Raw genomic sequence first — 26347 nt, forward strand, 5'->3', positions numbered from 1 at the left:
CAATCTCAATGTCATCATCCCGTCCGGTATTCCGCTCGCGCTGGCTGCCTTATGTGCTGGTCGCGCCGCAGCTGATTATCACCATTATTTTCTTTATCTGGCCCGCGGGCGAAGCGCTGTGGTACTCACTCCAGAGCGTCGATCCGTTTGGTCTTTCCAGCCAGTTCGTTGGCCTGGACAACTTCGTGACCCTGTTCCACGACCCGTACTATCTGGACTCGTTCTGGACCACCATTAAGTTCAGTAGCCTGGTGACCTTCAGCGGGCTGATGATTTCTCTGTTCTTTGCTGCGCTGGTGGATTATGTCGTGCGCGGCAGCCGCTTTTATCAAACCCTGATGCTGCTGCCCTATGCCGTGGCGCCAGCGGTGGCGGCGGTATTATGGATTTTCCTCTTTAACCCCGGCCGTGGACTGATAACCCATTTCCTCGGCGAGATGGGCTATGACTGGAACCATGCGCAGAACAGCGGCCAGGCAATGTTCCTGGTGGTCTTTGCCTCGGTATGGAAGCAGATCAGCTATAACTTTTTGTTTTTCTTCGCTGCATTGCAGTCGATCCCGCGCTCGCTGGTTGAGGCTGCCGCCATTGACGGCGCCGGGCCGATTCGCCGCTTCTTTAAACTGGCGCTGCCGTTGATTGCGCCGGTCAGCTTTTTCCTGCTGGTGGTCAACCTGGTCTACGCCTTCTTCGATACCTTCCCGGTGATCGATGCTGCCACCGCCGGCGGCCCGGTACAGGCGACCACTACGTTGATTTATAAGATCTATCGCGAAGGTTTCGCCGGGCTCGACCTGTCGGCGTCCGCCGCCCAGTCGGTGGTTCTGATGTTCCTGGTGATTGTGCTGACGGTCGTTCAGTTCCGCTACGTTGAAAGTAAGGTGCGCTACCAATGATTGAGAACCGTCGCGGGCTGACGATTTTCAGCCACACCATGCTGATTGCGGGGATCGCCGTCATCCTGTTCCCGCTGTATGTCGCGTTTGTTGCCGCGACGCTGGATAACAAAGCCGTTTTTGAGACGCCGATGACGCTGATTCCCGGCGGACATCTGCTGGAAAATATGGCGACCATCTGGACCCAGGGCGTTGGCGTGAACAGCGCGCCATTCTGGCTGATGATGCTCAACAGCTTCATCATGGCCTTCGGTATCACGGTCGGGAAAATCGTGGTCTCAATGCTCTCCGCGTTCGCCATCGTCTGGTTCCGCTTTCCGCTGCGTAACCTCTTCTTCTGGATGATTTTTATTACCCTGATGCTGCCGGTTGAGGTACGTATCTTTCCCACCGTGGAAGTGATCGCCAATCTGAAGATGCTCGACAGCTATGCCGGGTTGACGCTGCCGCTGATGGCCTCCGCGACCGCCACCTTCCTGTTCCGCCAGTTCTTTATGACCCTGCCGGACGAGCTGATCGAAGCGGCGCGTATCGACGGCGCCTCGCCGATGCGCTTTTTCCGCGACATCGTGCTGCCGCTCTCGAAAACCAATCTCGCGGCCCTGTTTGTTATCACCTTTATCTACGGCTGGAACCAGTATCTGTGGCCGCTGTTGATTATTCAGGACGTGAATCTTGGCACCGCAGTGGCGGGTATCAAAGGCATGATCGCCACCGGAGAAGGCACCACCCAGTGGAACCAGGTGATGGCCGCGATGCTGCTGACGCTGATTCCCCCGGTTGTTATCGTTTTAGCCATGCAGCGTGCGTTTGTGCGTGGTTTAGTGGACAGTGAGAAGTAGGTTGTATCCCTTGATTGTTCGTGGCGTCGACGCTGAGCCGAAACCGCGTAATCAAGGCGGAGGATGATGGACATAGTGGGCCTATGTCCAAATCCGACAACGCAGAGTACGCGGTTTCGGCACGCGTCCCGAAGGGCTGGGGCCATTTTTGCCCGATTCCGCGTTACTCGCGTCTTATTTGGGCCCACCAAACTGCGACGCTTGCGTCTTGCCCCGAGCAAAAATAGCCGCCAGCGACGTTCATGAACAATCAAGGGATACAACCTTTTATGGCAGGTTTAAAACTACAGGCAGTAACCAAAAGCTGGGATGGCAAAACCCAGGTCATTCAACCGCTGACGCTGGACGTCGCGGACGGGGAATTTATCGTTATGGTCGGACCGTCCGGCTGCGGGAAATCAACGCTGCTGCGCATGGTTGCCGGGCTTGAACGCGTGACCAGCGGCGACATCTGGATTAACCGCCAGCGCGTGACCGAGATGGAACCGAAGGATCGCGGGATCGCGATGGTGTTTCAGAACTACGCGCTTTATCCGCACATGAGCGTGGAAGAGAACATGGCCTGGGGGCTAAAAATACGCGGTATGGGCAAAGGCCTGATCGCCGAGCGGGTGCAGGAAGCGGCGCGTATTCTGGAGCTGGATGGCCTGCTCAAGCGCCGCCCGCGCGAGCTCTCCGGCGGCCAGCGCCAGCGCGTGGCGATGGGCCGCGCCATCGTGCGCGACCCGGCGGTATTTCTGTTTGATGAACCGCTATCGAATCTCGATGCCAAGCTGCGCGTCCAGATGCGTCTTGAACTTCAGCAGTTGCATCGTCGTCTGAAAACCACCTCGTTGTACGTCACGCATGACCAGGTGGAGGCGATGACGCTTGCCCAGCGGGTGATGGTGATGAACAAAGGCATTGCCGAACAAATTGGCACCCCCGTCGAGGTGTACGAGAAGCCGGCCAGCCGCTTTGTAGCGAGCTTTATTGGCAGCCCGGCGATGAACCTGCTAGACGGGCGCGTCAGCGAAGATGGTCATCGTTTTGAGCTGGAAGGCGGTCTGCGTTTACCGATGAATGGCGAGCATCGCCGCCATGCCGGGCGTAAGATGACGTTAGGTATCCGCCCGGAGCATTTTGCATTAAGCTCCCAGGCGGAAGGTGGCGTACCGCTGGTGATGGATACGCTGGAAATTTTAGGTGCCGATAACCTTGCCCACGGTCGCTGGGGCGAGCAGAAACTGGTGGTCAGGCTGCCGCATCAGCAGCGTCCGTCAGCAGGCAGCACGCTGTGGCTGCATCTGCCCGAGGATCATCTGCACCTCTTTGATGGTGAAACAGGACAACGCGCATGAGTCACTGGCCTTATCCTCACATCGTCGCCCATCGTGGCGGCGGGAAACTGGCGCCGGAAAACACCCTGGCGGCCATCGACGTCGGCGCCCGTTTCGGGCATACGATGATCGAGTTTGACGCCAAGCTGTCGAAAGACGGACAGATTTTTTTGCTGCATGATGACAATCTCGAGCGCACCAGCAACGGCTGGGGCGTCGCCGGCGAGCTGGCCTGGAGCGAACTGCTGAAAGCCGATGCCGGCAGCTGGTATAGCCATGAATTCAAAGGCGAGCCGCTGCCGCTGCTGGCCGAGGTTGCCGAACGCTGTCGTCAGCACGGCATGATGGCGAATATCGAGATTAAACCCACAACCGGCACCGGACCGCTCACCGGGAAAGCGGTGGCGCTGGCGGCCCGTGAGCTGTGGCAAGGTATGACGCCGCCGCTGCTCTCATCGTTCGACATTGACGCGCTGGAGGCGGCGCAGCAGGCGGTGCCTGAGCTGCCGCGCGGGCTGCTGCTGGATGAGTGGCGCGAGGACTGGCGCGAGCTGACCACGCGCCTGGCGTGCGTTTCGATCCACCTTAACCATCAACTGCTGGATGAGTCGCGAGTGGCCAGCCTGAAAGCCGCGGGTCTGCACATCCTCGTCTATACCGTCAACAAACCCCAGCGGGCGGCTGAGCTGTTGCGCTGGGGCGTGGACTGCATTTGTACCGATGCCATTGATGTCATCGGTCCTGACTTCCACGCCTGATCCTTCGGCAGACGGCCGTTATGGTGTCGTCTGCCGCTGCAACATCCCTCCGTTATTATTCGGCAACATCTGCTGGGACGAATTCAAATTACCGCTCTGGATGACCCGCTGCTGGTTGTTGTTGAGCTGCGTCTGGAGATGCTGCTGCTGGGCGCGCGTCTGGCTCTGCATATCCTGCTTCAGCATGCTCTGGTGCTGCTGCTGTTGCACCTGCATCTGATTTTGCATCCGCTGCTGGCTGGGGATGACGTACCCCGGCTGATTGGGATTATTGGTGGTGTTGAGTGGCTGCGCCAGGACGCTCAGCGGCAGCAGCGCCGCCAGAAATAATAGTGCTTTCATGGTTCTCTCCTCCCGTGCGTGGGATCACTTAAGTGTACCTCCTTTTCAGCATAACAATGATTTTTTAGGACTTATCAACCAGGCTTAAGCGGGGAAAAAAACACTTCAGGAGTAAGACAATGATAAACACGCGTTCCTGGCGTCAGGTGGTCATCGCTGCTTTGCTGGCCGGCGGAAGTTTTGCCGTCAGCGCAAATCCCACCCCGCCGCCCGTTTCTTATGGTGTCGAAGAAGATGTCTTTCACCCGGTTCGTGCCCGGGAGGGGATGGTGGCCTCGGTAGATGCGACGGCGACCCGCGTCGGGGTGGATATTCTGCGTCAGGGGGGCAACGCCGTCGATGCCGCGGTGGCCGTGGGCTATGCGCTGGCGGTTACGCATCCACAGGCCGGTAATATTGGCGGCGGCGGGTTTATGATGCTGCGTACCAAAGACGGTAAAACGACGGCGATTGATTTTCGCGAAATGGCGCCTGAGCAGGCCACCCGGGATATGTTCCTTGATGATCAGGGCAACCCGGATAGCAAAAAATCGCTCACTTCACATCTGGCTTCTGGTACGCCGGGCACCGTGGCAGGCTTCTCATTAGCGTTGGAAAAATACGGCACCATGCCGCTGAACAAGGTGATCCGTCCGGCGATTAAGCTGGCGGAAGAGGGCTTCACGGTGAACGATGCGTTGGCCGACGATCTGAAGACCTACGGGAGTGAAGTCATCCCCAGTCACCCGAACAGTAAAGCCATCTTCTGGAAAAACGGCGAGCCGTTGAAGAAAGGTGACAAGCTGGTGCAAAAACAGCTGGGCAAAAGCCTTGAGCTGATCGCGGAGCATGGCCCGGATGCGTTTTATAAAGGGGCGATTGCCGATCAGATTGCCGACGAAATGCACAAAAACGGCGGCCTGATCACCAAAGCCGACCTTGCCGGCTACAAGGCGGTCGAGCGTACGCCGATAAGCGGCGAATATCGCGGTTATCAGGTGTTTTCGATGCCACCGCCTTCGTCCGGGGGGATCCACATCGTACAGATCCTCAATATCCTCGAAAACTTCGACATGCATAAATATGGCTTCGGCAGTGCAGACGCCATGCAGGTGATGGCGGAAGCCGAAAAACATGCCTATGCTGACCGTTCGGAGTATCTCGGCGATCCGGACTTCGTCAAAGTGCCGTGGCAGGCGCTAACCAACAAAGCCTACGCCAAATCGATTGCTGAACAGATTGATATCAACAAAGCCAAACCTTCGAGCCAGATTCGTCCGGGCAAGCTGGCACCGTATGAAAGTAACCAGACCACCCATTTCTCGGTGGTGGATAAAGAGGGTAACGCGGTGGCGGTCACCTATACGCTGAATACTACCTTCGGGACCGGTATTGTGGCGGGTAGCTCCGGGATACTGATGAACAACCAGATGGATGACTTCTCGGCGAAACCGGGCGTTCCGAATGTCTACGGGCTGGTGGGCGGTGATGCCAACGCCGTCGGGCCGAAAAAGCGTCCGCTGTCGTCGATGTCGCCGACTATCGTGGTGAAGGAGGGGAAAACCTGGCTGGTGACCGGCAGTCCGGGCGGTAGCCGCATCATTACCACCGTACTGCAGATGGTGGTCAACACCATCGATTTCGGTATGAACGTGGCGGAAGCCACCAACGCGCCGCGCTTCCATCATCAGTGGCTGCCGGATGAGCTGCGGGTGGAGAAGGGGTTTAGCCCGGATACGCTGAAGCTGCTGGAGCAGAAAGGGCAGAAAGTAGCGCTGAAAGAGGCGATGGGAAGTACCCAGAGCATTATGGTCGGCCCGGACGGGACGCTGTATGGCGCGTCCGATCCGCGCTCGCCCGGTGATTTGACGGCGGGATACTGATTGATGTGCCGGGTAGCGGTTGACGCCTTACCCGGCCTACAGATGATGCAGAATCACGGGCCCGGCTGGCGTGGCGCCACCGGGCCATATTTAGCGGTTACTTGAGGCGCGCCATGAAATGCGCATCCACATACTCGCCGTTACGCAGGGCAAACTTCCGCGCGGTCCCTTCGACGACAAAACCGTGTTTGCGATAGACGGCAACGGCGGCGGCGTTATCGGCAAATACCGTCAATTCGATGCGCTCGACCCGCAGCCAGTTATCGCACAGGTTAATCATTTCGCGCATCAGCGCGCTGCCCACGCCACGCCCGTGGAACGCTGCGTCAACGCTCATTCCGAAGGTGGCAACGTGGCTCCGGCGAGGTCGCGGCTCGACGCTGAGCATCAGGTGACCGACGACGCCATTGTCAAGAGTGGCGACCAGATGGTGGCTGTGTGGCCTGGGCTGTAGACGTTCTTGCCACATTTCCATCGAGGGATGAGGAAGTTGTAGTGTGTCGTGATAGACCTCCGGGTGGGCCGTCAGCTGGCGTAAAGGTTCTGCATCGCGCGGTTCAGCGTGGCGTATCACTATGTCACTCATTTCTCTTCTCCTGTGCCGCGGCATCGCGGTCTTGATCCCCTTTATTGGCCTTTTAAACATCCCTGACTTTAAAAAATGCGTCAACGGCTAATTTTTGCAAAAAGAGGTAGACAAGTGCGAATGAGAATGATTATTATTGTCCTGCATTCAGGGAGACCCTTGCGGAAAGCCTGAAAGCACGACATTGCTCACATTGCTTCCAGTATTACTTTAGCCAGCCAGGTGCTGGCTTTTTTTTTGGCTTTTTTGCCGGACATTTCCACCATCCTGAATAGGTTAAGAGTTAAGTTCGTCGCCGGGGTGCGCTATGGTTAGCAGCAGAAACCTCAACAAAGGACGGCTTTATGACTCTGCACTGCGCGTTTATTGGGTTTGGCAAAAGCACCACCCGCTACCATCTTCCTTATGTTCTGCACCGCAAAGATCGCTGGCACGTCGCGCATATCTATCGCCGCAGCGCGAAGCCGCAGGAGCAGGCGCCGCAGTATTCTCATATTCATTTCACCAGCGATCTCGACGACGTGCTCAACGACCCGCAGGTAAAACTGGTGATTGTCTGTACTCATGCGGACAGCCATTTCGAATATGCAAAGCGGGCGCTGGAGGCCGGTAAAAATGTGCTGGTAGAAAAACCGTTTACCTCCACGCTAGCCGAGGCAAAGTCGCTCTTTGCGCTGGCGAAGAGCCGGGGGTTGACGGTGACGCCATACCAGAACCGCCGCTTTGATTCCTGTTTCCTGACGATGAAAAAGGTGATTGAGAGCGGCAAACTGGGCGAGATCGTGGAGGTTGAGAGCCATTTTGACCTCTATCGCCCGGTGGCAGAAACACAGCCCGGAGTGCCGCAGGATGGAACATTTTACGGTCTTGGTGTGCATACGCTGGATCAGCTCATCTCGCTGTTTGGCCGCCCGGACCACGTGGCTTATGACATCCGCAGCCTGCGCAACAAAGCCAATCCGGATGACACCTTTGAAGCCCAGCTGTTCTACGGCGACCTGAAGGCCATTGCCAAAACCAGCCACCTGGTGAAGCTGGCGTACCCGAGGTTTACCGTCCACGGGCATAAAGGCTCCTTTATCAAATATGGTATCGATCGGCAGGAAACCAGCCTGAAAGCCAATATTATGCCGGGTGAGCCAGGATTCGGCGCGGACGATACGTTTGGCCTGCTGGAGTACGTCAATGAGGCGGGTGAAACCGTGCGGGAAGAGATCCCAATTGAAACCGGCGACTATGGGCGGGTCTATGATGCGCTGTATGAAACCCTCGTTAACGGTCAGCCAAATTACGTCAAGGAATCTGACGTTCTCACGAATATGGAGATCCTCGGGCGCGGGTTTGAACAGCCCTCTCCGGCCACGATAACCTTAGATAAATAAGCCTTCCTGGCTCCTTTGTAGTCATTCATATTTTTTGAACAGAGGAGTCAATTTTCACCCTCTATGATCGTGAGCAGATTGAGTCCACACTGACTCTATCGAAAACATACGGGGGTGCAACATGATCTACTTACGCAAAGCTAATGAACGCGGTCACGCTAACCACGGCTGGCTGGATTCCTGGCATACTTTCTCTTTCGCTAACTATTATGACCCGAACTTTATGGGCTTCTCGGCGCTGCGGGTTATCAATGATGACGTGATTGATGCCGGTCAGGGCTTCGGTACCCATCCGCACAAAGATATGGAAATCCTGACCTACGTGCTGGAAGGGGCGGTTGAACACCAGGACAGCATGGGTAACAAAGAGCAGGTTCCGGCGGGCGAGTTCCAGATCATGAGCGCAGGTACCGGGGTTCGTCACTCCGAGTACAACCCAAGCGATACAGAAAAACTGCATCTGTACCAGATCTGGATTATGCCAGAAGAAAACGGCATCACTCCGCGCTACGAACAGCGTCGCTTTGATGCTCTGCAGGGCAAACAGCTGGTTCTGTCGCCGGATGCCCGTGACGGTTCACTGAAAGTGCACCAGGATATGGAACTGTACCGCTGGGCGCTGCTGAAAGATGAACAGTCGGTGCATCAGATTGCCGCGGAACGCCGCGTGTGGATCCAGGTGGTGAAAGGCGAGGTGACGATTAACGGTACCAAAGCGACCACCAGCGATGGCCTGGCGATTTGGGACGAGCAGGCGATTTCCGTACACGCTGACAGCGATAGCGAGATCCTGCTGTTCGATCTGCCGCCGGTCTGATTCAGTTCTGAAGATGTTTAAATAAATTGCGCAGCCTTCCCGGATGTTTGGGAAGGTTGCGCTTTGTCCGTGATAAACTGGGAAAATGTCTCCCCGTTATCACAGTCAGGACGATGAAAAAGAAAAGACCCGTACTGCAGGATGTAGCCGATCTTGTCGGCGTGACCAAAATGACGGTCAGTCGCTTTTTACGTAACCCGGAACAGGTTTCCGAGGCCCTGCGTGGCAAGATTGCCGCTGCTCTCGATGAACTGGGTTATATTCCCAATCGTGCGCCTGATATCCTCTCTAATGCCACCAGCCGCGCCATTGGTGTGCTGCTGCCCTCGTTGACCAACCAGGTCTTCTCGGAAGTGCTGCGTGGGATTGAAAGCGTCACCGATGCCTTCGGCTACCAGACGATGCTCGCGCACTACGGCTATAAGCCGGAAATGGAAGAAAAGCGTCTCGAATCCATGCTCTCATGGAACATTGATGGCCTGATTCTCACCGAACGTACCCATACCCCTCGCACGCTGAAAATGATCGAAGTTGCCGGTATCCCGGTGGTTGAGCTGATGGACAGTCAGTCGCCGTGCCTCGATATCGCCGTCGGTTTTGATAACTTTGATGCCGCACGCCAGATGACCGCCGCAATTATTGCCCGCGGCCATCGCCACGTGGCCTATCTGGGGGCGCGCCTTGATGAACGTACTATCATCAAGCAAAAGGGCTACGAACAGGCGATGCGCGATGCCGGCATGACGCCGTATAGCGTGATGGTTGAACAATCTTCGTCCTATTCGTCAGGGATAGAGCTGATGCGCCAGGCGCGTCGCGAATATCCGCAGCTCGATGGCATCTTCTGTACCAACGATGACCTTGCGGTCGGTGCCGCCTTTGAGTGTCAGCGCCTGGGATTGAAAATTCCGGACGATATGGCGATCGCCGGTTTCCACGGCCATGATATTGGTCAGGTGATGGAGCCCCGGCTGGCCAGCGTGCTGACCCCGCGTGAGCGAATGGGACGCATTGGTGCCGAACGGCTGCTGGCCCGTATTCGGGGTGAAGTCGTGACGCCGAAGATGTTAGATTTAGGTTTCACATTGTCACCGGGCGGATCAATTTAGACTGACAAGTTTGAAGTAGATCACACATATTCATTCCTGGCACGAATGGTGATTGCTTATCGCTAAGTCCGGCATGACAATGTTACCGATAACAGTTACCCGTAACAATTAATCTGTATACGAGTCTTCACGCTGTATTCTTGCAGCCAGTACGGCTTCGTATATGTGTCCAGTGGGAGGAAGCTTTGAGCACGACTAACCATGATCACCACGTCTATGTCCTGATGGGCGTTTCCGGCAGTGGTAAATCCGCTGTCGCCAGCGAAGTGGCGCATCAGCTGCATGCCGCGTTTCTCGATGGTGACTTTCTGCATCCGCGTAGCAACATCAACAAGATGGCCTCCGGCGAGCCGTTAAACGACGATGATCGTACGCCGTGGCTGCAGGCGCTGAACGACGCCGCTTTTGCCATGCAGCGTACAAATAAAGTTTCGCTGATCGTCTGTTCCGCTCTGAAAAAGAGCTATCGCGATATTCTCCGCAAGGGCAACCCGAATCTCTCTTTCGTCTACCTGAAAGGCGATTTCGACCTGATTGAAAGCCGTCTGAAAGCGCGTAAAGGCCATTTCTTTAAAACCCAGATGCTGGTGACCCAGTTTGAAACGCTGCAGGAACCTGGCGCAGACGAAGGCGATGTCTTAATCGTCGATATTGATCAATCGCTGGAAGGCGTGGTCGCGAGCACCATTGAGGTGATCAACAAAGGCAGTAACTAGTGAGTACATTAACGCTTGTTTTAACAGCAGTAGGCTCCGTTTTGCTGCTGCTGTTTTTAGTCATGAAGGCGCGTATGCATGCTTTCGTGGCTTTGATGGTGGTTTCTATTGGTGCCGGTCTCTTTTCCGGCATGCCGCTGGATAAAATTGCGGCGACGATGGAAAAAGGGATGGGCGGGACGCTGGGCTTCCTGGCGATCGTCGTGGCACTTGGGGCGATGTTTGGCAAGATTCTTCATGAAACCGGCGCTGTCGATCAGATTGCCGTGAAGATGTTGAAATCTTTCGGCCACAGCCGCGCTCATTACGCGATTGGCCTCGCCGGTCTTATCTGCGCGCTGCCGCTGTTTTTCGAAGTGGCGATCGTGCTGCTGATCAGCGTGGCCTTCTCCATGGCGCGCCATACCGGCACCAACCTGGTGAAACTGGTTATCCCGCTGTTTGCTGGCGTGGCGGCCGCGGCGGCGTTCCTGCTGCCCGGGCCGGCGCCGATGCTGCTGGCATCGCAAATGCATGCTGACTTTGGCTGGATGATCCTGATTGGTCTGTGCGCGGCGATTCCGGGAATGATTATCGCCGGGCCGCTGTGGGGCAACTTCATCAGCCGTTACGTTGAGCTGCATATTCCTGACGATATTAGCGAACCAAGCCTGGGTGAAGGCAAGATGCCGTCCTTTGCCTTTAGCCTGTCGCTGATTCTCCTGCCGCTGGTGCTGGTGGGGCTGAAAACAATCGCCGCGCGCTTTGTGCCGGTTGGCTCCAGCGCTTACGAATGGTTTGAGTTTATCGGCCATCCGTTCACCGCGATTCTGGTCGCGTGTCTGGTGGCTATCTATGGTCTGGCGGTACGTCAGGGGATGGCGAAAGATCGGGTGATGGAGATCTGCGGTCATGCGCTGCAGCCTGCGGGGATTATCCTGCTGGTTATCGGTGCCGGCGGCGTCTTCAAACAGGTGCTGGTTGACTCCGGCGTGGGCCCGGCGCTCGGTGAAGCGCTGACGGGCATGGGGCTGCCTATCGCCATTACCTGCTTCGTGCTGGCGGCCGCGGTGCGTATTATCCAGGGTTCTGCGACCGTCGCCTGTTTAACGGCGGTGGGGCTGGTCATGCCGGTCATCGAGCAGCTGAACTACAGCGGTGCGCAGATGGCGGCGCTCTCCATCTGTATCGCGGGTGGATCCATCGTGGTGAGCCACGTGAACGACGCCGGTTTCTGGCTGTTCGGGAAATTTACCGGCGCTACCGAAGCGCAGACGCTGAAAACCTGGACGATGATGGAAACTATCCTCGGCACCACCGGTGCCATCGTCGGTATGATCGCGTTTACGTTGTTAAGCTAAACGCCGCTGAGCGTGTCCGGCCGAGCGACGCGAGGCCGGGCAAATCGCCCATCCAATCCCGCAAAAAAACCTCTCTGCTGAGCGATGAGACGAAAGGATTACCTCTCGTAAGGCCGCATCAGACCTGGTTTTCTCCGCTTTCCCCACCGGCGCGATAGCGCTAGATTTCTGCGCAGATCCATAATCCAGATCAATAAAAAAGCGGCGGAAAATATTCCCTTCCTGCGGTTATTTCCCCGATAATCTTTGCGGTTTTTCTGGGTACCGATGTCGGCAGAAGCTGCGTTCAATAAGTTGCTTTTCTGATTGCTGCGCAATCATTGATTAATTTCACTTGCGACTTTAGCAGCATTTTGTAATGTGAGGGATGATCCAGCAGGAAACTGGCTAGGCACAAACAGCACACATCTCCCAGGAAATACGTTATGAAAAATGTTGGTTTTATCGGCTGGCGCGGAATGGTCGGCTCTGTACTCATGCAACGCATGGTTGAAGAGCGCGACTTCGACGCCATTCGCCCTGTTTTTTTCTCCACCTCTCAGCTGGGGCAGCCTGCTCCATCCTTTGGTGGTAGCACCGGCGGTACGCTGCAGGACGCGTTTGATCTGGACGCGCTGAAGGCGTTGGACATTATTGTGACCTGCCAGGGCGGGGATTATACCAACGACGTGTATCCGAAGCTGCGTGAGAGCGGCTGGCAGGGTTACTGGATTGACGCCGCCTCTTCGCTGCGCATGAAAGACGACGCCATCATTATTCTTGATCCGGTAAACCAGGATGTGATTACCGCCGGTCTGAATAATGGCGTGAAAACGTTTGTTGGCGGCAACTGTACCGTCAGCCTGATGCTGATGTCCCTCGGCGGCCTGTTTGCCCAGGATCTCGTGGAGTGGGTGAGCGTGGCCACTTACCAGGCGGCATCCGGTGGCGGGGCGCGTCACATGCGCGAACTGCTGACCCAGATGGGCCAGCTGCATAGCCACGTGGCGACAGAGCTGGCGAATCCGGCGTCCGCCATTCTGGATATCGAACGCAAAGTGACGGCGCTGACCCGCAGCGGCGACCTGGCGGTTGATAACTTTGGCGTGCCGCTGGCAGGCAGTTTGATCCCATGGATCGACAAACAGCTGGATAACGGCCAGAGCCGTGAAGAGTGGAAAGGACAGGCTGAGACCAACAAAATTCTCGCCACCTCGTCAGTGATTCCGGTTGATGGCCTGTGTGTACGCGTTGGCGCGCTGCGTTGCCACAGCCAGGCGTTTACCATCAAGCTGAAAAAAGATGTCTCTATCCCGACCGTTGAAGAACTGTTGGCCGCACACAACCCGTGGGCCAAAGTCGTACCGAACGATCGTGATATTACAATGCGTGAGCTGACCCCGGCTGCCGTCACCGGCACCCTGACCACGCCGGTGGGTCGTTTGCGTAAGCTGAATATGGGGCCGGAATATCTGTCGGCTTTCACCGTCGGTGACCAGCTCCTGTGGGGCGCTGCCGAGCCGCTGCGACGCATGCTGCGCCAGCTGGCTTGATAACGGGATGAACCAAAAGGGGGTGTTTTACACCTCCTTTTTTTTGCGTAATACAAGGAGTAAACGCGGATGTTAGATTTTTTCCAACGGAGGTAAGACAGCCTTGGCTATGCTTTAAGTAAGGAACGACAACGTTGCCTTACCTGAAGGTGGGACGGAGCAGAAGGATGCACAGTGTGCTGCACCGTTCAGGTCAAAAAAAGTCGCCAGATACAGGAAAGGGCGACACTTACAACAGGATGAAACCATGTCTAATCGTATCGATAGAGACGTGATTAATGCGCTTATTTCTGGCCATTTTGCGGATCCCTTTTCCGTACTTGGAATGCATCAAACCGATGCCGGTCTGGAAGTGCGCGCATTATTACCCGATGCCACCGATGTATGGGTTATTGAACCGAAAACCGGGCGCAAAGTCGGCAAACTCGAATGCCTCGACTCACGCGGATTCTTTAGCGGCGTACTGCCGCGCCGAAAAAATCCTTTTCGTTACCAGCTGGCCGTCACCTGGCACGGTCAGCAAAACCTGATTGACGACCCCTATCGCTTTGGTCCGCTGCTGCAGGATCTTGATGTCTGGCTGCTGTCAGAAGGCACTCATCTACGGCCTTATGAAACGCTGGGGGCACACGCCGACACGATGGACGGCGTCACCGGCACGCGCTTTTCCGTCTGGGCGCCGAACGCCCGTCGGGTTTCCGTTGTCGGACAGTTCAACTACTGGGATGGCCGCCGTCATCCGATGCGCCTGCGCAAAGAGTCCGGCATCTGGGAGCTGTTTGTGCCCGGCGCGCATAATGGCCAGCTGTATAAATTTGAACTGATTGACGCCCACGGCCATCTGCGCGTGAAGTCCGACCCTTATGCCTTTGAAGCGCAAATGCGCCCGGAAAGCGCGTCGCTTATCTGCGGCCTGCCGGAAAAGGTCGAACAGCCGCAGTCCCGTAAGCAGGCCAACCAGTTTGATGCGCCGATTTCGATCTATGAAGTCCATTTGGGCTCCTGGCGTCGCCATACCGATAACAACTTCTGGCTGAGCTACCGTGAACTGGCCGATCAGCTGGTGCCCTACGCGAAGTGGATGGGCTTCACCCATCTGGAGCTGCTGCCGGTAAACGAACATCCGTTCGACGGCAGCTGGGGCTATCAGCCGACCGGGCTGTACGCGCCGACCCGCCGTTTTGGTACCCGTGAAGACTTCCGCTACTTCCTGAATGCTGCCCATGCCGCGGGTCTGAACGTGATCCTCGACTGGGTGCCGGGCCACTTCCCGTCGGATGACTTTGCGCTGGCATCGTTCGACGGCACCGCGTTGTATGAACACAGCGACCCGCGAGAAGGTTATCACCAGGACTGGAATACGCTGATCTACAACTACGGTCGTCGGGAAGTCAGCAACTTCCTGGTCGGGAACGCGCTGTACTGGATTGAACGCTTCGGGATCGACGCCCTGCGCGTGGATGCGGTTGCATCAATGATCTACCGCGACTACAGCCGCAAAGAGGGGGAGTGGGTGCCCAATGAGTACGGCGGCCGGGAAAACCTCGAAGCGATTGAATTTCTGCGCAATACCAACCGTGTGCTCGGTGAACAGACGCCGGGAGCGGTCACGATGGCGGAGGAGTCTACCGACTTCGCCGGGGTTTCACGACCGTCTTCGACGGGCGGTCTTGGCTTCTGGTTCAAATGGAACCTCGGCTGGATGCATGACACCCTCGACTACATGAAGCTCGATCCCATCTATCGTCGTCATCATCACGACAAGATGACCTTCGGGATGCTCTACAACTACACCGAAAACTTCGTGCTGCCGCTGTCACACGATGAAGTGGTTCACGGCAAAAAATCGATTCTTGACCGGATGCCCGGCGATGCCTGGCAGAAGTTTGCCAACCTGCGCGCCTACTATGGCTGGATGTTTGCCTTCCCGGGGAAAAAACTGCTGTTTATGGGCAATGAATTTGCCCAGGGGCGGGAGTGGAACCACGACGGTAGCCTTGACTGGCATCTGCTGGAAGGCGGCGATAACTGGCATCACGGCGTCCAGCGCCTGGTACGCGATCTGAACCATACCTATCGCCACCATAAAGCGCTGCACGAGCTGGATTTTGACCCCTACGGCTTTGAATGGCTGGTGGTGGATGATCACGAACGTTCTGTCTTTATCTTTGTGCGCCGTGATAAAGCCGGCAATGAGATTATCGTTGCCAGCAACTTCACGCCGGTGCCGCGCTACGGCTATCGTTTCGGGATTAACCAGCCGGGGCGCTGGCGTGAAGAACTGAATACCGACTCGATGCACTACCACGGTAGCAACACCGGTAACGGCGGCATCGTGGAAAGCGAAGCCATCGCCAGCCACGGGCGTGAGCATTCTCTCTCGATTACGCTACCGCCGCTGGCGACCGTCTGGCTGGTACGGGAGGCAGAATGACGACACTGGCGGCCGGAAAACCTTCGCCGTTGGGTGCAAGCTATGACGGAAAGGGGGTGAATTTCACCCTCTTTTCCGCCCATGCCGAGCGGGTTGAACTCTGCGTATTTGATGCCCAGGGCAATGAGCAGCGGTTCGATTTACCCGCGCGCACGGGCAATATCTGGCACGGCTGGCTTGCTGCCGCCGGGCCGGGTCTGCTCTACGGCTACCGTGTGCATGGGCCGTGGGATCCGGCGCAGGGGCACCGCTTTAATCCGGCCAAGCTGCTGCTCGACCCGTGCTGTCATCGGGTTGAGGGCGTACTGCCCGATGATGAGCGTCTCCACGGCGGCGATCTTTCTCCCGATCGTCGTGACAGCGCGGCGATTGCGCCAAAGTCGCAGGTTGTGGATCTGCGTTACAACTGGCAGAACGATGCGCCGCCGGGAACCCCCTGGGGTGAAACGGTTATCTATGAGGCCCATGTTAAAGGGCTGACCTGGCTGCATCCCGGGCTGCCGGAGTCGATTCGCGGCACCTATAAAGCGCTGGGTCATCCGGTGATGATCGATTACTTCAGGACCCTCGGCATTACGGCGCTGGAGCTGATGCCGGTGGCGCAGTTCGCCAGCGAACCGCGCCTGCAGAGAATGGGATTAAGCAACTACTGGGGCTATAACCCAATGGCGATGTACGCGCTCGATCCGCGCTATGCCAGCGAGCCTGCGCGTGCGCTGGATGAGTTTCGCGATGCGGTAAAGGCGCTGCATGCGGCGGGGATCGAAGTGATCCTCGACGTGGTGCTGAACCACAGTGCTGAAATTGATCTGGAAGGACCGACCTTCTCTTTGCGCGGAATCGATAACCGTAACTATTATTGGATCAGAGAAGACGGGGATTACTACAACTGGACCGGCTGCGGAAATACGCTCAATCTCAGCCAGCCGGACGTGGTGGAGTATGCCCGCCAGTGTCTGCGGTTTTGGGTCGATGAGTGCCACGTCGATGGCTTTCGCTTTGATTTAGCCTCGGTGATGGGACGCACGCCGGAATTTCGCCAGGATGCGCCGCTGTTTGAAGCGATCCGTAACGATCCGCAGCTGGCGGCCGTGAAGCTGATTGCCGAACCCTGGGATATTGGCGCCGGCGGCTACCAGGTGGGAAACTTCCCGCCGCTTTTTGCCGAATGGAATGACCATTTTCGCGATGTCGCCAGGCGCTTCTGGTTACAACAAAGCATCTCATTGGGCGAGTTTGCCCGGCGTTTTGCCGCGTCCAGCGATCTCTTTCAGCGTAACGGTCGCCAGCCCGCGGCGGCGGTGAATCTGATCACCGCCCACGATGGCTTCACCCTGCGCGACTGCGTTTGTTTCAATCAGAAACATAATGAGGCGAATGGTGAAGAGAATCGCGATGGGACTAACAATAACTACAGCAGCAATCATGGTATAGAGGGAACAGGGGGCAGTCTTGATGTGCTTGAGCGGCGCCGGGACAGCGTTCATGCCCTGCTCTCGACGCTGCTGCTGGCACAGGGCACGCCGATGCTGCTGGCGGGTGACGAGCATGGTCATAGCCAGCACGGCAACAATAACGCGTATTGTCAGGACAACGCATTGACCTGGCTTGACTGGAACCAGGCAAATAGCGGGCTGACGGCATTTACCGCCGCGCTCATTCACCTGCGTCGATGCATACCGGCATTAACCAGTAACCGCTGGTGGCAGGAAGGGGACGGCAACGTTGTTTGGCTAAACCAGTATGCGCAACCGTTAACTGCCGATGAATGGCAGCACGGCACCGCGCGTCTGCAAATTTTGCTGTCTGGCCGTTGGTTAATGACGGTGAATGCCACCCCAGAGGTGGCGCATATGGAGTTACCTGAGGGGGAGTGGCACGCCGTTCCTCCTTTCGCCGGAGAGGATAATCCGGTCGTCATGGCTGTCTGGCATGGGCCCGCGCACGGAGTGTGCGTATTTCAAAGGTCGTAAGCCCTGAAGCTTCCGGTTGCACTCGCGGCCGCTACGCGGTGAGAGGGACAGGAAGGCTGGGATGTAAAAAGGAGTTAATCATGGTTAGGCTAGAAAAGAACGATCCGTTGATGCTGGCGCGTCAGCTCCCCATCAAAACCGTGGCGTTGATTCTTGCGGGTGGACGCGGTACCCGGCTTAAGGACTTAACTATTAAGCGTGCAAAACCGGCTGTCCATTTTGGCGGTAAGTTTCGCATAATTGATTTCGCATTATCTAACTGCATTAACTCAGGTATTCGCCGCATCGGCGTCATCACCCAGTATCAATCGCACACTCTGGTTCAACATATCCAACGCGGCTGGTCATTTTTTAGTGAAGAAATGAACGAGTTCGTGGATTTACTGCCCGCGCAACAGCGTGTGCATGGCGAAAACTGGTATCGCGGCACGGCTGATGCGGTGACGCAGAACCTCGATATCATTCGTCGCTACAAAGCGGAATATGTGGTGATCCTCGCCGGCGATCATATTTACAAGCAAGACTACTCGCGCATGTTGATCGATCACGTCGAAAAAGGGGCTCGCTGCACCGTGGCCTGTATGCCGGTGCCCATCGAAGAGGCATCCGCCTTTGGCGTGATGGCGGTTGATGAGAGCGACAAGATCATTGAGTTTGTCGAAAAGCCCGCCGTACCGCCCGCAATGCCGAGCGATGAGACCAAATCGCTGGCCAGCATGGGGATCTATGTCTTTGATGCGGATTATCTTTATGAACTGCTGACTGAAGATGATAACGACGAAAACTCCAGCCACGATTTCGGCAAAGATATTATTCCGAAGATCACTGAAGCTGGCATGGCTTATGCACATCCTTTCCCGCTCTCCTGCGTGCAGTCTGACCCGGATGCGGAACCGTACTGGCGCGATGTGGGTACGCTTGAAGCCTACTGGAAAGCGAACCTTGACCTGGCTTCGGTGACGCCGGAGCTGGATATGTACGATCAGAACTGGCCGATTCGCACCCATATGGAGTCTCTGCCGCCCGCGAAGTTCGTTCAGGACCGCTCTGGTAGTCACGGTATGACGTTGAACTCGCTGGTTTCCGGCGGCTGTATTATCTCCGGCTCCGTGGTGGTGCAATCGGTGCTGTTCCCGCGCGTGCGCGTGAATTCATTCTGTAATATTGATTCGGCAGTCTTATTGCCAGAAGTGTGGGTGGGGCGCTCATGCCGCCTGCGCCGCTGCGTAATCGATCGTGCCTGCGTGATTCCTGAGGGCATGGTGATCGGCGAACACGCGGAAGAAGATGCGCGTCGGTTCTACCGTTCAGAGGAAGGTATCGTGCTGGTGACGCGTGATATGTTGCGGAAGTTGGGGCATAAACAGGAGCGATAATGCAGGTCTTACATGTATGTTCAGAGATGTTCCCGCTGTTAAAAACCGGCGGTCTGGCGGATGTAATCGGCGCGCTGCCTGCGGCGCAAATCGCTGAGGGTATCGATACGCGCGTGCTGCTGCCGGCGTTCCCGGACATTCGCCGTGGCGTCACCGATGCGCAGGTGGTGACGCGCCGGGATACTTTTGCCGGACGCATGACGCTGCTGTTTGGTCACTATAACGGCGTGGGGATCTATTTGATTGATGCCCCGCATCTCTACGACCGCCCAGGGAGCCCTTACCACGACACCAACCAACATGCTTACACCGACAACGTGCTGCGTTTTGCGCTGCTGGGGTGGGTAGGCAGCGAGATGGCCTGCGGACTGGACCCTTTCTGGCGTCCTGATGTCGTGCATGCTCACGACTGGCATGCAGGCCTGACTCCTGCCTATCTGGCCGCGCGTGGACGACCGGCGAAATCGGTCTTTACGGTACACAATCTGGCCTATCAGGGGATGTTCTACTCCTGGCACATGAATGAGATCGAACTGCCGTGGTCGTTCTATAACATGCATGGTCTGGAGTTCAACGGCCAGATCTCGTTCCTCAAGTCCGGGCTCTATTACGCCGATCATATTACGGCGGTCAGCCCGACCTACGCGCGTGAAATAACCGAACCGCAATTTGCCTACGGCATGGAAGGGCTGCTGCGTCAGCGCCAGCACGAGGGGCGACTATCGGGGATCCTGAACGGTGTGGATGCGGGTATCTGGAACCCGGAGAGCGACCTGCTGCTGGCGTCGCGTTATGACCGCGATCGCCTTGAAGACAAAGCGGAGAACAAGCGCCAGCTGCAAATTGCGATGGGGCTGAAAGTCGACGACAAAGCCCCGCTGTTCGCCGTGGTCAGCCGTCTGACCAGCCAGAAAGGGCTGGATTTAGTTCTCGAAGCGCTGCCGGGCCTGCTTGAGCAGGGTGGGCAGCTGGCGCTGCTGGGCGCAGGGGACCCGGTACTGCAGGAAGGTTTTCTGGCTGCGGCCGCCGAGCACCCGGGCAAAGTTGGCGTGCAGATTGGTTATCACGAGGCTTTTTCACACCGCATTATGGGGGGCGCCGACGTGATTCTGGTTCCCAGCCGTTTCGAGCCCTGTGGCTTAACCCAGTTGTATGGCCTGAAGTACGGCACGCTGCCGCTGGTGCGGCGTACCGGTGGTCTGGCGGATACCGTGACCGACAGTTCGCTGGAAAATCTGGCCGATGGCGTAGCCAGCGGTTTTGTCTTTGAAGACAGCAATGCACTATCGCTGCTGCGGGCAATTCGGCGCGCGTTCGTGCTGTGGTCGCGCCCGTCGCTCTGGCGTTACGTTCAGCGTCAGGCGATGAATATGGATTTTAGCTGGCAGGTCGCGGCGCACTCTTATCGCGAACTTTATCAACGCTTGCTGTAACCACAGGAGTCATTGCGATGAATGTACCCTTTAGCTATGCATCACCCACGCTGAGCGTTGAGGCGTTAAAGCACTCTATTGCCTATAAGCTGATGTTTATCATTGGTAAAGATCCGGCTATCGCCAATAAGCATGAGTGGCTCAACGCCACGCTGTTTGCCGTCCGCGACCGTATGGTGGAGCGCTGGCTGCGCTCTAATCGTGCTCAGCTTTCTCAGGAAGTACGCCAGGTTTATTACCTGTCGATGGAGTTTCTGATTGGCCGTACGCTTTCTAACGCCTTGCTGTCGTTGGGCATCTACGAAGATGTGAACAGCGCGCTGGAAGAGATGGGGCTGAACCTTGAAGAGCTGATTGACGAAGAGAATGACCCGGGGCTGGGTAATGGCGGTCTTGGGCGCCTGGCCGCCTGTTTCCTCGATTCGCTGGCGGCCCTGGGCCTGCCTGGCCGTGGTTACGGTATCCGCTATGACTACGGGATGTTTAAGCAAAACATCGTTGACGGCCGGCAGAAAGAGTCGCCGGATTACTGGCTCGAGTACGGCAACCCGTGGGAATTTGAACGGCATAATACGCGTTACAAAGTGCGCTTCGGCGGACGCATTCAGCAGGAAGGTAAACAGTCGCGCTGGGTTGAAACCGAAGAGATCCTGGCGGAAGCCTACGATCAGATTATCCCGGGTTTTGATACCGATGCGACCAACACGCTCCGTCTGTGGAGCGCCCAGGCCAGCAGCGAGATTAACCTCGGTAAATTTAATCAGGGTGATTACTTCGCGGCGGTGGAAGATAAAAACCATTCCGAAAACGTCTCCCGGGTACTGTATCCGGACGACTCGACCTACTCCGGGCGCGAGCTGCGCCTGCGTCAGGAATATTTCCTCGTCTCCGCGACGGTACAGGATATTCTCAACCGCCATTATCAGCTGCATAAAACCTTTGCTAACCTGGCAGACAAAATTGCGATTCACCTTAACGACACCCATCCGGTGCTGTCGATTCCGGAGCTGATGCGCCTGCTGATTGATGAGCATAAGTTCGGTTGGGATGAGGCGTTTGAAGTCACCTGCCAGGTGTTCTCCTACACCAACCATACGTTGATGAGTGAAGCGCTCGAGACCTGGCCTGTCGATATGCTGGGGAAAATTCTGCCGCGCCATTTGCAGATTATTTTCGAGATCAATGACTACTTCCTGAAGACGCTGCAGGAGCAGTATCCCAATGATACGGCGCTGCTAAGTCGCACGTCGATTATTGACGAATCCAACGGCCGCCGGGTGCGCATGGCGTGGCTGGCGGTGGTGATTAGTCATAAGGTGAACGGCGTTTCCGAACTGCACTCCCGGCTGATGGTGGAGTCGTTGTTTGCCGACTTCGCGAAGATTTTCCCGATGCGCTTTATTAACGTCACCAACGGCGTGACGCCGCGTCGCTGGCTGGCGCTGGCGAATCCGCCGTTGTCGAAGGTGCTGGACGAGAACATCGGTCGTACCTGGCGTACCGACCTCAGCCAACTGCAGGAGCTGGAGCAGCATATTGACTATCCGACGGTCAATCAGGCCGTACGTCAGGCGAAGCTGGAGAACAAGCAGCGTCTGGCAAACGTGATTGCTCATCAGCTGAATGTGGTGGTGAACCCGAAAGCGCTGTTCGACGTGCAAATCAAACGTATCCACGAGTACAAGCGTCAGCTGATGAATGTCCTGCACGTGATTACCCGCTACAACCGTATTAAGGCCGATCCTGACGCCGTATGGGTACCGCGCGTGAATATCTTTGCCGGGAAAGCCGCCTCGGCTTATTACATGGCCAAGCACATTATTCATCTCATTAACGATGTGGCGGCGGTGGTGAACAACGATCCGCAGATTGGCGATAAGCTAAAAGTGGTGTTTGTCCCGAACTACAGCGTTAGCCTTGCGCAGCTGATTATTCCGGCGGCGGATCTTTCAGAGCAGATCTCGCTGGCGGGTACGGAAGCTTCCGGAACCAGTAATATGAAATTTGCGCTTAACGGCGCTTTGACCATCGGTACCCTGGACGGCGCGAACGTCGAAATGCTGGAGCACGTGGGCGAGGATAATATTTTTATCTTCGGCAATACCGCAGAACAGGTGGAGGCGCTACGTCGTAACGGCTATAAGCCGCGGGAATTTTACGAACAGGATCCGGAGCTGCATCAGGCGCTGACGCAAATCGGTACCGGGCTGTTCAGCCCGTCGGAGCCGGGTCGCTATCGCGATCTGCTGGATTCGCTGATCAACTTTGGTGACCATTATCAGGTGCTGGCGGATTACCGTAGCTATGTGGATTGCCAGGATAAGGTGGATGAGCTGTATCGTCATCCGGAAGAGTGGGCGATGAAAGCGATGCATAATATCGCCAACATGGGCTATTTCTCTTCTGACCGTACGATTCAGGAATACGCCGACCATATCTGGCATATCGACCCGGTACGGCTGTAGCCGGTTACGCAGTGAAAACGGGGCCGCTGGCCCCGTTTTTTATGCACTATCCCGACAAACTCCGCGCCAGCGCGGGTCGTTCGGGCTTAAGAAGCCAGCGAAAGCTCAGACTTTCCCACGTGCTGCGCCAGCCATTCGCCGATCCGCGCCTGCTGCGAGTCATTCAGCCACATTCCCTGTTTCGTCCGGCGCCAGATGGCATCCTCAAGCGTGCGTACCCACTCATGCTCCACCAGGTATTTGAGCTCGGCTTCATAGAACTCATGGCCAAAATCCTCACCCAGATCCGCTATCGATGCCGCCTCTGCGAGGATCAGCTCGCTGTTGCTGCCGTAGGTGCGGGCATAGTGACGCGCCATCGATTCGCTGATAAATGAGAACCGGCGGCGCAGCCTGGCCGCGTAATCGTCGCGGTCGCCGTCGATATCCCCGCCGGGCAGCACGGCCGTTTTGGTCCAGGCCGGGCCGATGCCTTTGTAGTAGGGAGTCAGTTTTTCCAGCGCGTGCTCGGCCAGCTTGCGATAGGTTGTCAGCTTGCCGCCAAATACCGACAGCAGCGGCGCCTGGCCCTGTTCGTCATGGATATCCAGGGTGTAGTCGCGGGTAATCGCCTGCGGCGAGTCCGATTCATCGTCGCACAGCGGACGGACGCCGGAGTAGGTCCAGACGATATCGTCGCGGGACAGCGTCTTTTTGAAGTGCGCGTTATAGGCGTTCAGCAAATAGTTGATCTCGTTGTCATCGATCGCCACTTTCTGCGGGTCGCCATTGTACTCAACGTCGGTGGTACCGATTATCGAGAACTCATCCATCCACGGGATCACGAACACAATCCGTTTGTCTTCGTTTTGCAGAATGTAGGCCTGTTTCTGGGTGTGCACACGCGGCACCACAATGTGGCTGCCTTTAATCAGGCGAATGCCGTACGGTGAGCGCAGATGCATCCCTTCGTCAAAGAAGTGTTTGACCCACGGGCCGGTCGCATTGACCAGGCCACGGGCCTGCCAGGTGAATTTCTCGCCGGTATCGATATCTTCCGCCTCGACAATCCACAGGCCGTTTTCGCGTTTTGCCGAAATTGCCCGGGTACGAGTCCGGACCTCGCCACCTTTGCGTACCACCATCTGCGCGTTAGCCAGTACCAGACGCGCATCGTCTACCCAACAGTCGGAATATTCGAAACCGCGCACGATTTCAGGTTTTAATACCGATTCTGCGCCAAATCGCAAGCCGGTCGAACCGGGTAAGCTGGTGCGTTTCCCGAGGTGATCGTACATAAACAGACCGATACGGATCATCCAGGCCGGGCGCAGGTGCGGGCGATGCGGCAGGCGAAAGCGCATGGGAAAAGCGAGATGCGGCGCCATTTTTAACAGCACTTCGCGTTCGGCCAGCGCTTCGCTGACCAGGCGGAATTCATAGTGTTCAAGGTAGCGCAGCCCGCCGTGAATCAGCTTCGAACTGGCGCTGGAAGTGGCGCAGGCGAGATCGCGCGCTTCCAGCATCAGTACGGATAAACCACGCCCGGCGGCGTCTGCCGCGATACCGGCACCGTTGATGCCTCCCCCTATCACAATCAGATCTTTGGTTTCCACGTTCGCTACCTCTGGCACTTTCGTTTAAGCTCAAAAATGTTCGTTATCGCTCAATATAGCAAACAAACGCGCCATTGGTAACATCAAAAAAACATTTCAGAGTGATGCGTGTAACATATTGGCGTTTATTTCCCGTCTGACGGTAAACTAGGCAGTAGAATCATGGCCGGCTATCTGCCAGCAATATTATTCCGCTATATAGAGAAAGAGCACATGGACCACTTTGAATGTATCAATGTTGAAGAAGCGCACCAGAAACTGCATCAGGCAAAGGCGGTGCTGGTGGATATCCGCGATCCGCAGAGTTTTGCGATGGGGCATACGCCGGGTGCGTTTCATCTGACCAACGATACGCTGGGCGCGTTTATGCGCGATAATGACGTTGATACCGCGGTGATGGTGATGTGCTACCACGGCAATAGCAGTAAAGGCGCCGCGCAGTATCTGCTACAGCAGGGCTATGACAAGGTTTACAGCGTGGATGGTGGGTTCGATGCGTGGCATCGTCATTTCCCGGCGGAAGTGGAACATGGCGCGCTTTAAACGTTAGCACGCCATTCCGTTATTCCCGTCCTGTTTCAGATGGCATGGCTGCGGATGCGTTGTTCAGGGACGCCCAGGGCGCGCCACTCCTGCAACTCGTATATACTAGCCCCCTTTGTGTGGAATAAGCGATCCGCCGTATGTTAATGATTACCTCTTTTGCTAACCCGCGTGTGGCCCAGGCGTTTGTCGACTACATGGCTACGCAGGGCATTATCCTGACCATTCAGCAGCATGATCAGAGCGATGTCTGGCTGGCCGATGAGAGTCAGGCCGGGCGGGTGCAGGCCGAACTGGCTCGCTTCCTGGAAAACCCCGCCGATCCACGCTATCTGGCGGCCAGCTGGCAATCCGGACAGACCAACAGCGGTTTGCGCTACCAGCGTTTCCCTTTCTTTGCCACTCTGCGTCACAACGCCGGGCCGTTTACCTGGGCCATTTTGCTTGTCTGCATCCTGGTCTTTGTGCTGCAAAACATCATCGGCGATCGGCCGATCATGCTGCTGCTGGCCTGGCCTTATGACCCGTCGCTGAAATTTGAAGTCTGGCGCTACTTTAGCCATGCTTTCATGCACTTCTCGCTGATGCATATCCTGTTTAACCTGCTATGGTGGTGGTACCTCGGCGGTGCGGTGGAAAAACGCATCGGCACCGGCAAACTGGTGGTCATTACCGTTATTAGCGCCTTGTTAAGCGGGTTTATTCAGCACCAGTTTAGCGGCCCCTGGTTTGGTGGGCTATCCGGCGTCGTCTATGCGCTGATGGGCTATGTCTGGCTGCGTGGAGAGCGGGATCCGCAAAGCGGCGTCTATTTGCAGCGTGGCTTGATACTCTTCTCTTTAGTGTGGTTAATTGCTGGATGGTTTGATGTTTTTGGCATGTCGATTGCGAACGGTGCGCATGTGGCAGGTCTCCTGACCGGGCTGGCGATGGCGTTGGTCGATACGCAACATGTGCGAAAGCGAACATAGGGCCGCCGACTTACCCGGCTCTCTGCAACGACAGCGCCTTTATGCGAGTCTTATAA

Annotated in this window: 21 protein-coding genes; 18 read left to right on the plus strand and 3 right to left on the minus strand. The window is 56.4% G+C overall.

Annotated features, from left to right (window positions below; translation table 11 throughout):
• The first annotated feature begins 8 nt into the window (after positions 1-8).
• The 4 genes from ugpA (at position 9) to ugpQ (ending at position 3815) form a co-directional block, all read left to right on the plus strand.
• Complete coding sequence (gene ugpA, locus AC236I_RS01635) at positions 9-896, plus strand: sn-glycerol-3-phosphate ABC transporter permease UgpA (RefSeq protein WP_004868543.1); 888 nt, start codon at positions 9-11, stop codon at positions 894-896.
• Entirely contained in the window at positions 893-1738 is an 846-nt protein-coding gene (gene ugpE / locus AC236I_RS01640; RefSeq protein WP_004868542.1) for a sn-glycerol-3-phosphate ABC transporter permease UgpE, read from the plus strand. The genes ugpA and ugpE overlap by 4 nt, the downstream gene beginning before the upstream one ends.
• Positions 1739-2007: 269 nt before the next feature.
• Complete coding sequence (locus tag AC236I_RS01645; RefSeq protein WP_004868541.1) at positions 2008-3078, plus strand: sn-glycerol-3-phosphate import ATP-binding protein UgpC; 1071 nt, start codon at positions 2008-2010, stop codon at positions 3076-3078.
• Positions 3075-3815, plus strand: a complete 741-nt coding sequence (ugpQ, locus tag AC236I_RS01650) for a glycerophosphodiester phosphodiesterase (protein ID WP_004868540.1) — start codon at positions 3075-3077, stop codon at positions 3813-3815. Before AC236I_RS01645 ends, ugpQ begins: the two co-directional genes overlap by 4 nt.
• Positions 3816-3833: 18 nt before the next feature.
• On the opposite strand, the gene AC236I_RS01655 is transcribed toward ugpQ, so the two are convergent.
• Positions 3834-4157, minus strand: a complete 324-nt coding sequence (locus tag AC236I_RS01655; protein ID WP_004868539.1) for a DUF2756 family protein — start codon at positions 4155-4157, stop codon at positions 3834-3836.
• Positions 4158-4276: 119 nt separating this feature from the next.
• Between AC236I_RS01655 and ggt the strand changes: the two genes are divergently transcribed.
• Complete coding sequence (ggt, locus tag AC236I_RS01660; protein WP_004868538.1) at positions 4277-6019, plus strand: gamma-glutamyltransferase; 1743 nt, start codon at positions 4277-4279, stop codon at positions 6017-6019.
• A 97-nt stretch (positions 6020-6116) separates the two neighbouring features.
• On the opposite strand, the gene yhhY is transcribed toward ggt, so the two are convergent.
• Positions 6117-6593, minus strand: a complete 477-nt coding sequence (gene yhhY, locus AC236I_RS01665) for an N-acetyltransferase (protein ID WP_160873408.1) — start codon at positions 6591-6593, stop codon at positions 6117-6119.
• A 356-nt stretch (positions 6594-6949) separates the two neighbouring features.
• On the opposite strand from yhhY, the gene AC236I_RS01670 reads away from it, so the two are divergent.
• The 11 genes from AC236I_RS01670 (at position 6950) to glgP (ending at position 23182) form a co-directional block, all read left to right on the plus strand.
• Positions 6950-7987: an oxidoreductase gene (locus AC236I_RS01670; protein WP_004868536.1), complete on the plus strand. Its 1038-nt coding sequence runs from the start codon at positions 6950-6952 to the stop codon at positions 7985-7987.
• A gap of 121 nt (positions 7988-8108) precedes the next feature.
• Positions 8109-8804: a quercetin 2,3-dioxygenase gene (gene yhhW / locus AC236I_RS01675; RefSeq protein ID WP_004868535.1), complete on the plus strand. Its 696-nt coding sequence runs from the start codon at positions 8109-8111 to the stop codon at positions 8802-8804.
• A gap of 113 nt (positions 8805-8917) precedes the next feature.
• Positions 8918-9913: a gluconate operon transcriptional repressor GntR gene (gntR, locus tag AC236I_RS01680; protein WP_004868533.1), complete on the plus strand. Its 996-nt coding sequence runs from the start codon at positions 8918-8920 to the stop codon at positions 9911-9913.
• Between the two features lie 185 nt (positions 9914-10098).
• Positions 10099-10629: a gluconokinase gene (gntK, locus tag AC236I_RS01685; protein ID WP_004868532.1), complete on the plus strand. Its 531-nt coding sequence runs from the start codon at positions 10099-10101 to the stop codon at positions 10627-10629.
• The gene (gene gntU, locus AC236I_RS01690) at positions 10629-11969 is read left to right on the plus strand and encodes a gluconate transporter (RefSeq protein ID WP_015585601.1); all 1341 of its coding nucleotides are present in this window, start codon (positions 10629-10631) and stop codon (positions 11967-11969) included. The genes gntK and gntU overlap by 1 nt, the downstream gene beginning before the upstream one ends.
• A gap of 425 nt (positions 11970-12394) precedes the next feature.
• Positions 12395-13501 (plus strand): aspartate-semialdehyde dehydrogenase, encoded by a 1107-nt coding sequence (asd, locus tag AC236I_RS01695; protein ID WP_004868528.1) that lies wholly within the window; start codon positions 12395-12397, stop codon positions 13499-13501.
• A gap of 247 nt (positions 13502-13748) precedes the next feature.
• Entirely contained in the window at positions 13749-15935 is a 2187-nt protein-coding gene (gene glgB, locus AC236I_RS01700; protein WP_015585602.1) for a 1,4-alpha-glucan branching enzyme, read from the plus strand.
• On the plus strand, positions 15932-17908 hold the full coding sequence (gene glgX / locus AC236I_RS01705; protein ID WP_015585603.1) for a glycogen debranching protein GlgX: 1977 nt from the start codon (positions 15932-15934) through the stop codon (positions 17906-17908). Before glgB ends, glgX begins: the two co-directional genes overlap by 4 nt.
• 80 nt (positions 17909-17988) lie before the next feature.
• The gene (glgC, locus tag AC236I_RS01710; RefSeq protein WP_004868522.1) at positions 17989-19284 is read left to right on the plus strand and encodes a glucose-1-phosphate adenylyltransferase; all 1296 of its coding nucleotides are present in this window, start codon (positions 17989-17991) and stop codon (positions 19282-19284) included.
• Positions 19284-20717, plus strand: coding sequence for a glycogen synthase GlgA (gene glgA / locus AC236I_RS01715; protein ID WP_004868519.1), 1434 nt, complete (start codon positions 19284-19286; stop codon positions 20715-20717). The genes glgC and glgA overlap by 1 nt, the downstream gene beginning before the upstream one ends.
• Before the next feature lie 17 nt (positions 20718-20734).
• Positions 20735-23182 carry a glycogen phosphorylase gene (gene glgP, locus AC236I_RS01720; RefSeq protein WP_004868517.1) on the plus strand — a complete coding sequence of 816 codons (2448 nt, stop codon included), beginning with the start codon at positions 20735-20737 and terminating at the stop codon, positions 23180-23182.
• A gap of 86 nt (positions 23183-23268) precedes the next feature.
• Here glgP and glpD read toward each other — a convergent pair whose 3' ends face one another.
• Entirely contained in the window at positions 23269-24777 is a 1509-nt protein-coding gene (gene glpD, locus AC236I_RS01725) for a glycerol-3-phosphate dehydrogenase (protein ID WP_004868514.1), read from the minus strand.
• 213 nt (positions 24778-24990) lie between these two features.
• Here glpD and glpE point away from each other — a divergent pair, with 213 nt between their 5' ends.
• Both glpE and glpG read left to right on the plus strand, forming a co-directional pair.
• Positions 24991-25320 carry a thiosulfate sulfurtransferase GlpE gene (gene glpE / locus AC236I_RS01730; RefSeq protein WP_015585604.1) on the plus strand — a complete coding sequence of 110 codons (330 nt, stop codon included), beginning with the start codon at positions 24991-24993 and terminating at the stop codon, positions 25318-25320.
• A 140-nt stretch (positions 25321-25460) separates the two neighbouring features.
• A complete protein-coding gene (gene glpG / locus AC236I_RS01735) occupies positions 25461-26291 on the plus strand; it encodes a rhomboid family intramembrane serine protease GlpG (RefSeq protein ID WP_004868509.1) in 831 nt (276 codons plus the stop codon).
• Positions 26292-26347: the final 56 nt, after the last annotated feature.

This window comes from Klebsiella sp. Sb-30, from assembly GCF_057652795.1.

Bases quoted from the DNA above. Each gene is read 5' to 3' on its own strand.
- ugpA (WP_004868543.1), top strand. From the start codon at position 9: ATGTCATCATCCCGTCCGGTATTCCGCTCGCGCTGGCTGCCTTATGTG.
- ugpE (WP_004868542.1), top strand. From the start codon at position 893: ATGATTGAGAACCGTCGCGGGCTGACGATTTTCAGCCACACCATGCTG.
- AC236I_RS01645 (WP_004868541.1), top strand. From the start codon at position 2,008: ATGGCAGGTTTAAAACTACAGGCAGTAACCAAAAGCTGGGATGGCAAA.
- ugpQ (WP_004868540.1), top strand. From the start codon at position 3,075: ATGAGTCACTGGCCTTATCCTCACATCGTCGCCCATCGTGGCGGCGGG.
- AC236I_RS01655 (WP_004868539.1), bottom strand. From the start codon at position 4,157: ATGAAAGCACTATTATTTCTGGCGGCGCTGCTGCCGCTGAGCGTCCTG.
- ggt (WP_004868538.1), top strand. From the start codon at position 4,277: ATGATAAACACGCGTTCCTGGCGTCAGGTGGTCATCGCTGCTTTGCTG.
- AC236I_RS01670 (WP_004868536.1), top strand. From the start codon at position 6,950: ATGACTCTGCACTGCGCGTTTATTGGGTTTGGCAAAAGCACCACCCGC.
- yhhW (WP_004868535.1), top strand. From the start codon at position 8,109: ATGATCTACTTACGCAAAGCTAATGAACGCGGTCACGCTAACCACGGC.
- gntR (WP_004868533.1), top strand. From the start codon at position 8,918: ATGAAAAAGAAAAGACCCGTACTGCAGGATGTAGCCGATCTTGTCGGC.
- asd (WP_004868528.1), top strand. From the start codon at position 12,395: ATGAAAAATGTTGGTTTTATCGGCTGGCGCGGAATGGTCGGCTCTGTA.
- glgB (WP_015585602.1), top strand. From the start codon at position 13,749: ATGTCTAATCGTATCGATAGAGACGTGATTAATGCGCTTATTTCTGGC.
- glgX (WP_015585603.1), top strand. From the start codon at position 15,932: ATGACGACACTGGCGGCCGGAAAACCTTCGCCGTTGGGTGCAAGCTAT.
- glgC (WP_004868522.1), top strand. From the start codon at position 17,989: ATGGTTAGGCTAGAAAAGAACGATCCGTTGATGCTGGCGCGTCAGCTC.
- glgA (WP_004868519.1), top strand. From the start codon at position 19,284: ATGCAGGTCTTACATGTATGTTCAGAGATGTTCCCGCTGTTAAAAACC.
- glgP (WP_004868517.1), top strand. From the start codon at position 20,735: ATGAATGTACCCTTTAGCTATGCATCACCCACGCTGAGCGTTGAGGCG.
- glpE (WP_015585604.1), top strand. From the start codon at position 24,991: ATGGACCACTTTGAATGTATCAATGTTGAAGAAGCGCACCAGAAACTG.
- glpG (WP_004868509.1), top strand. From the start codon at position 25,461: ATGTTAATGATTACCTCTTTTGCTAACCCGCGTGTGGCCCAGGCGTTT.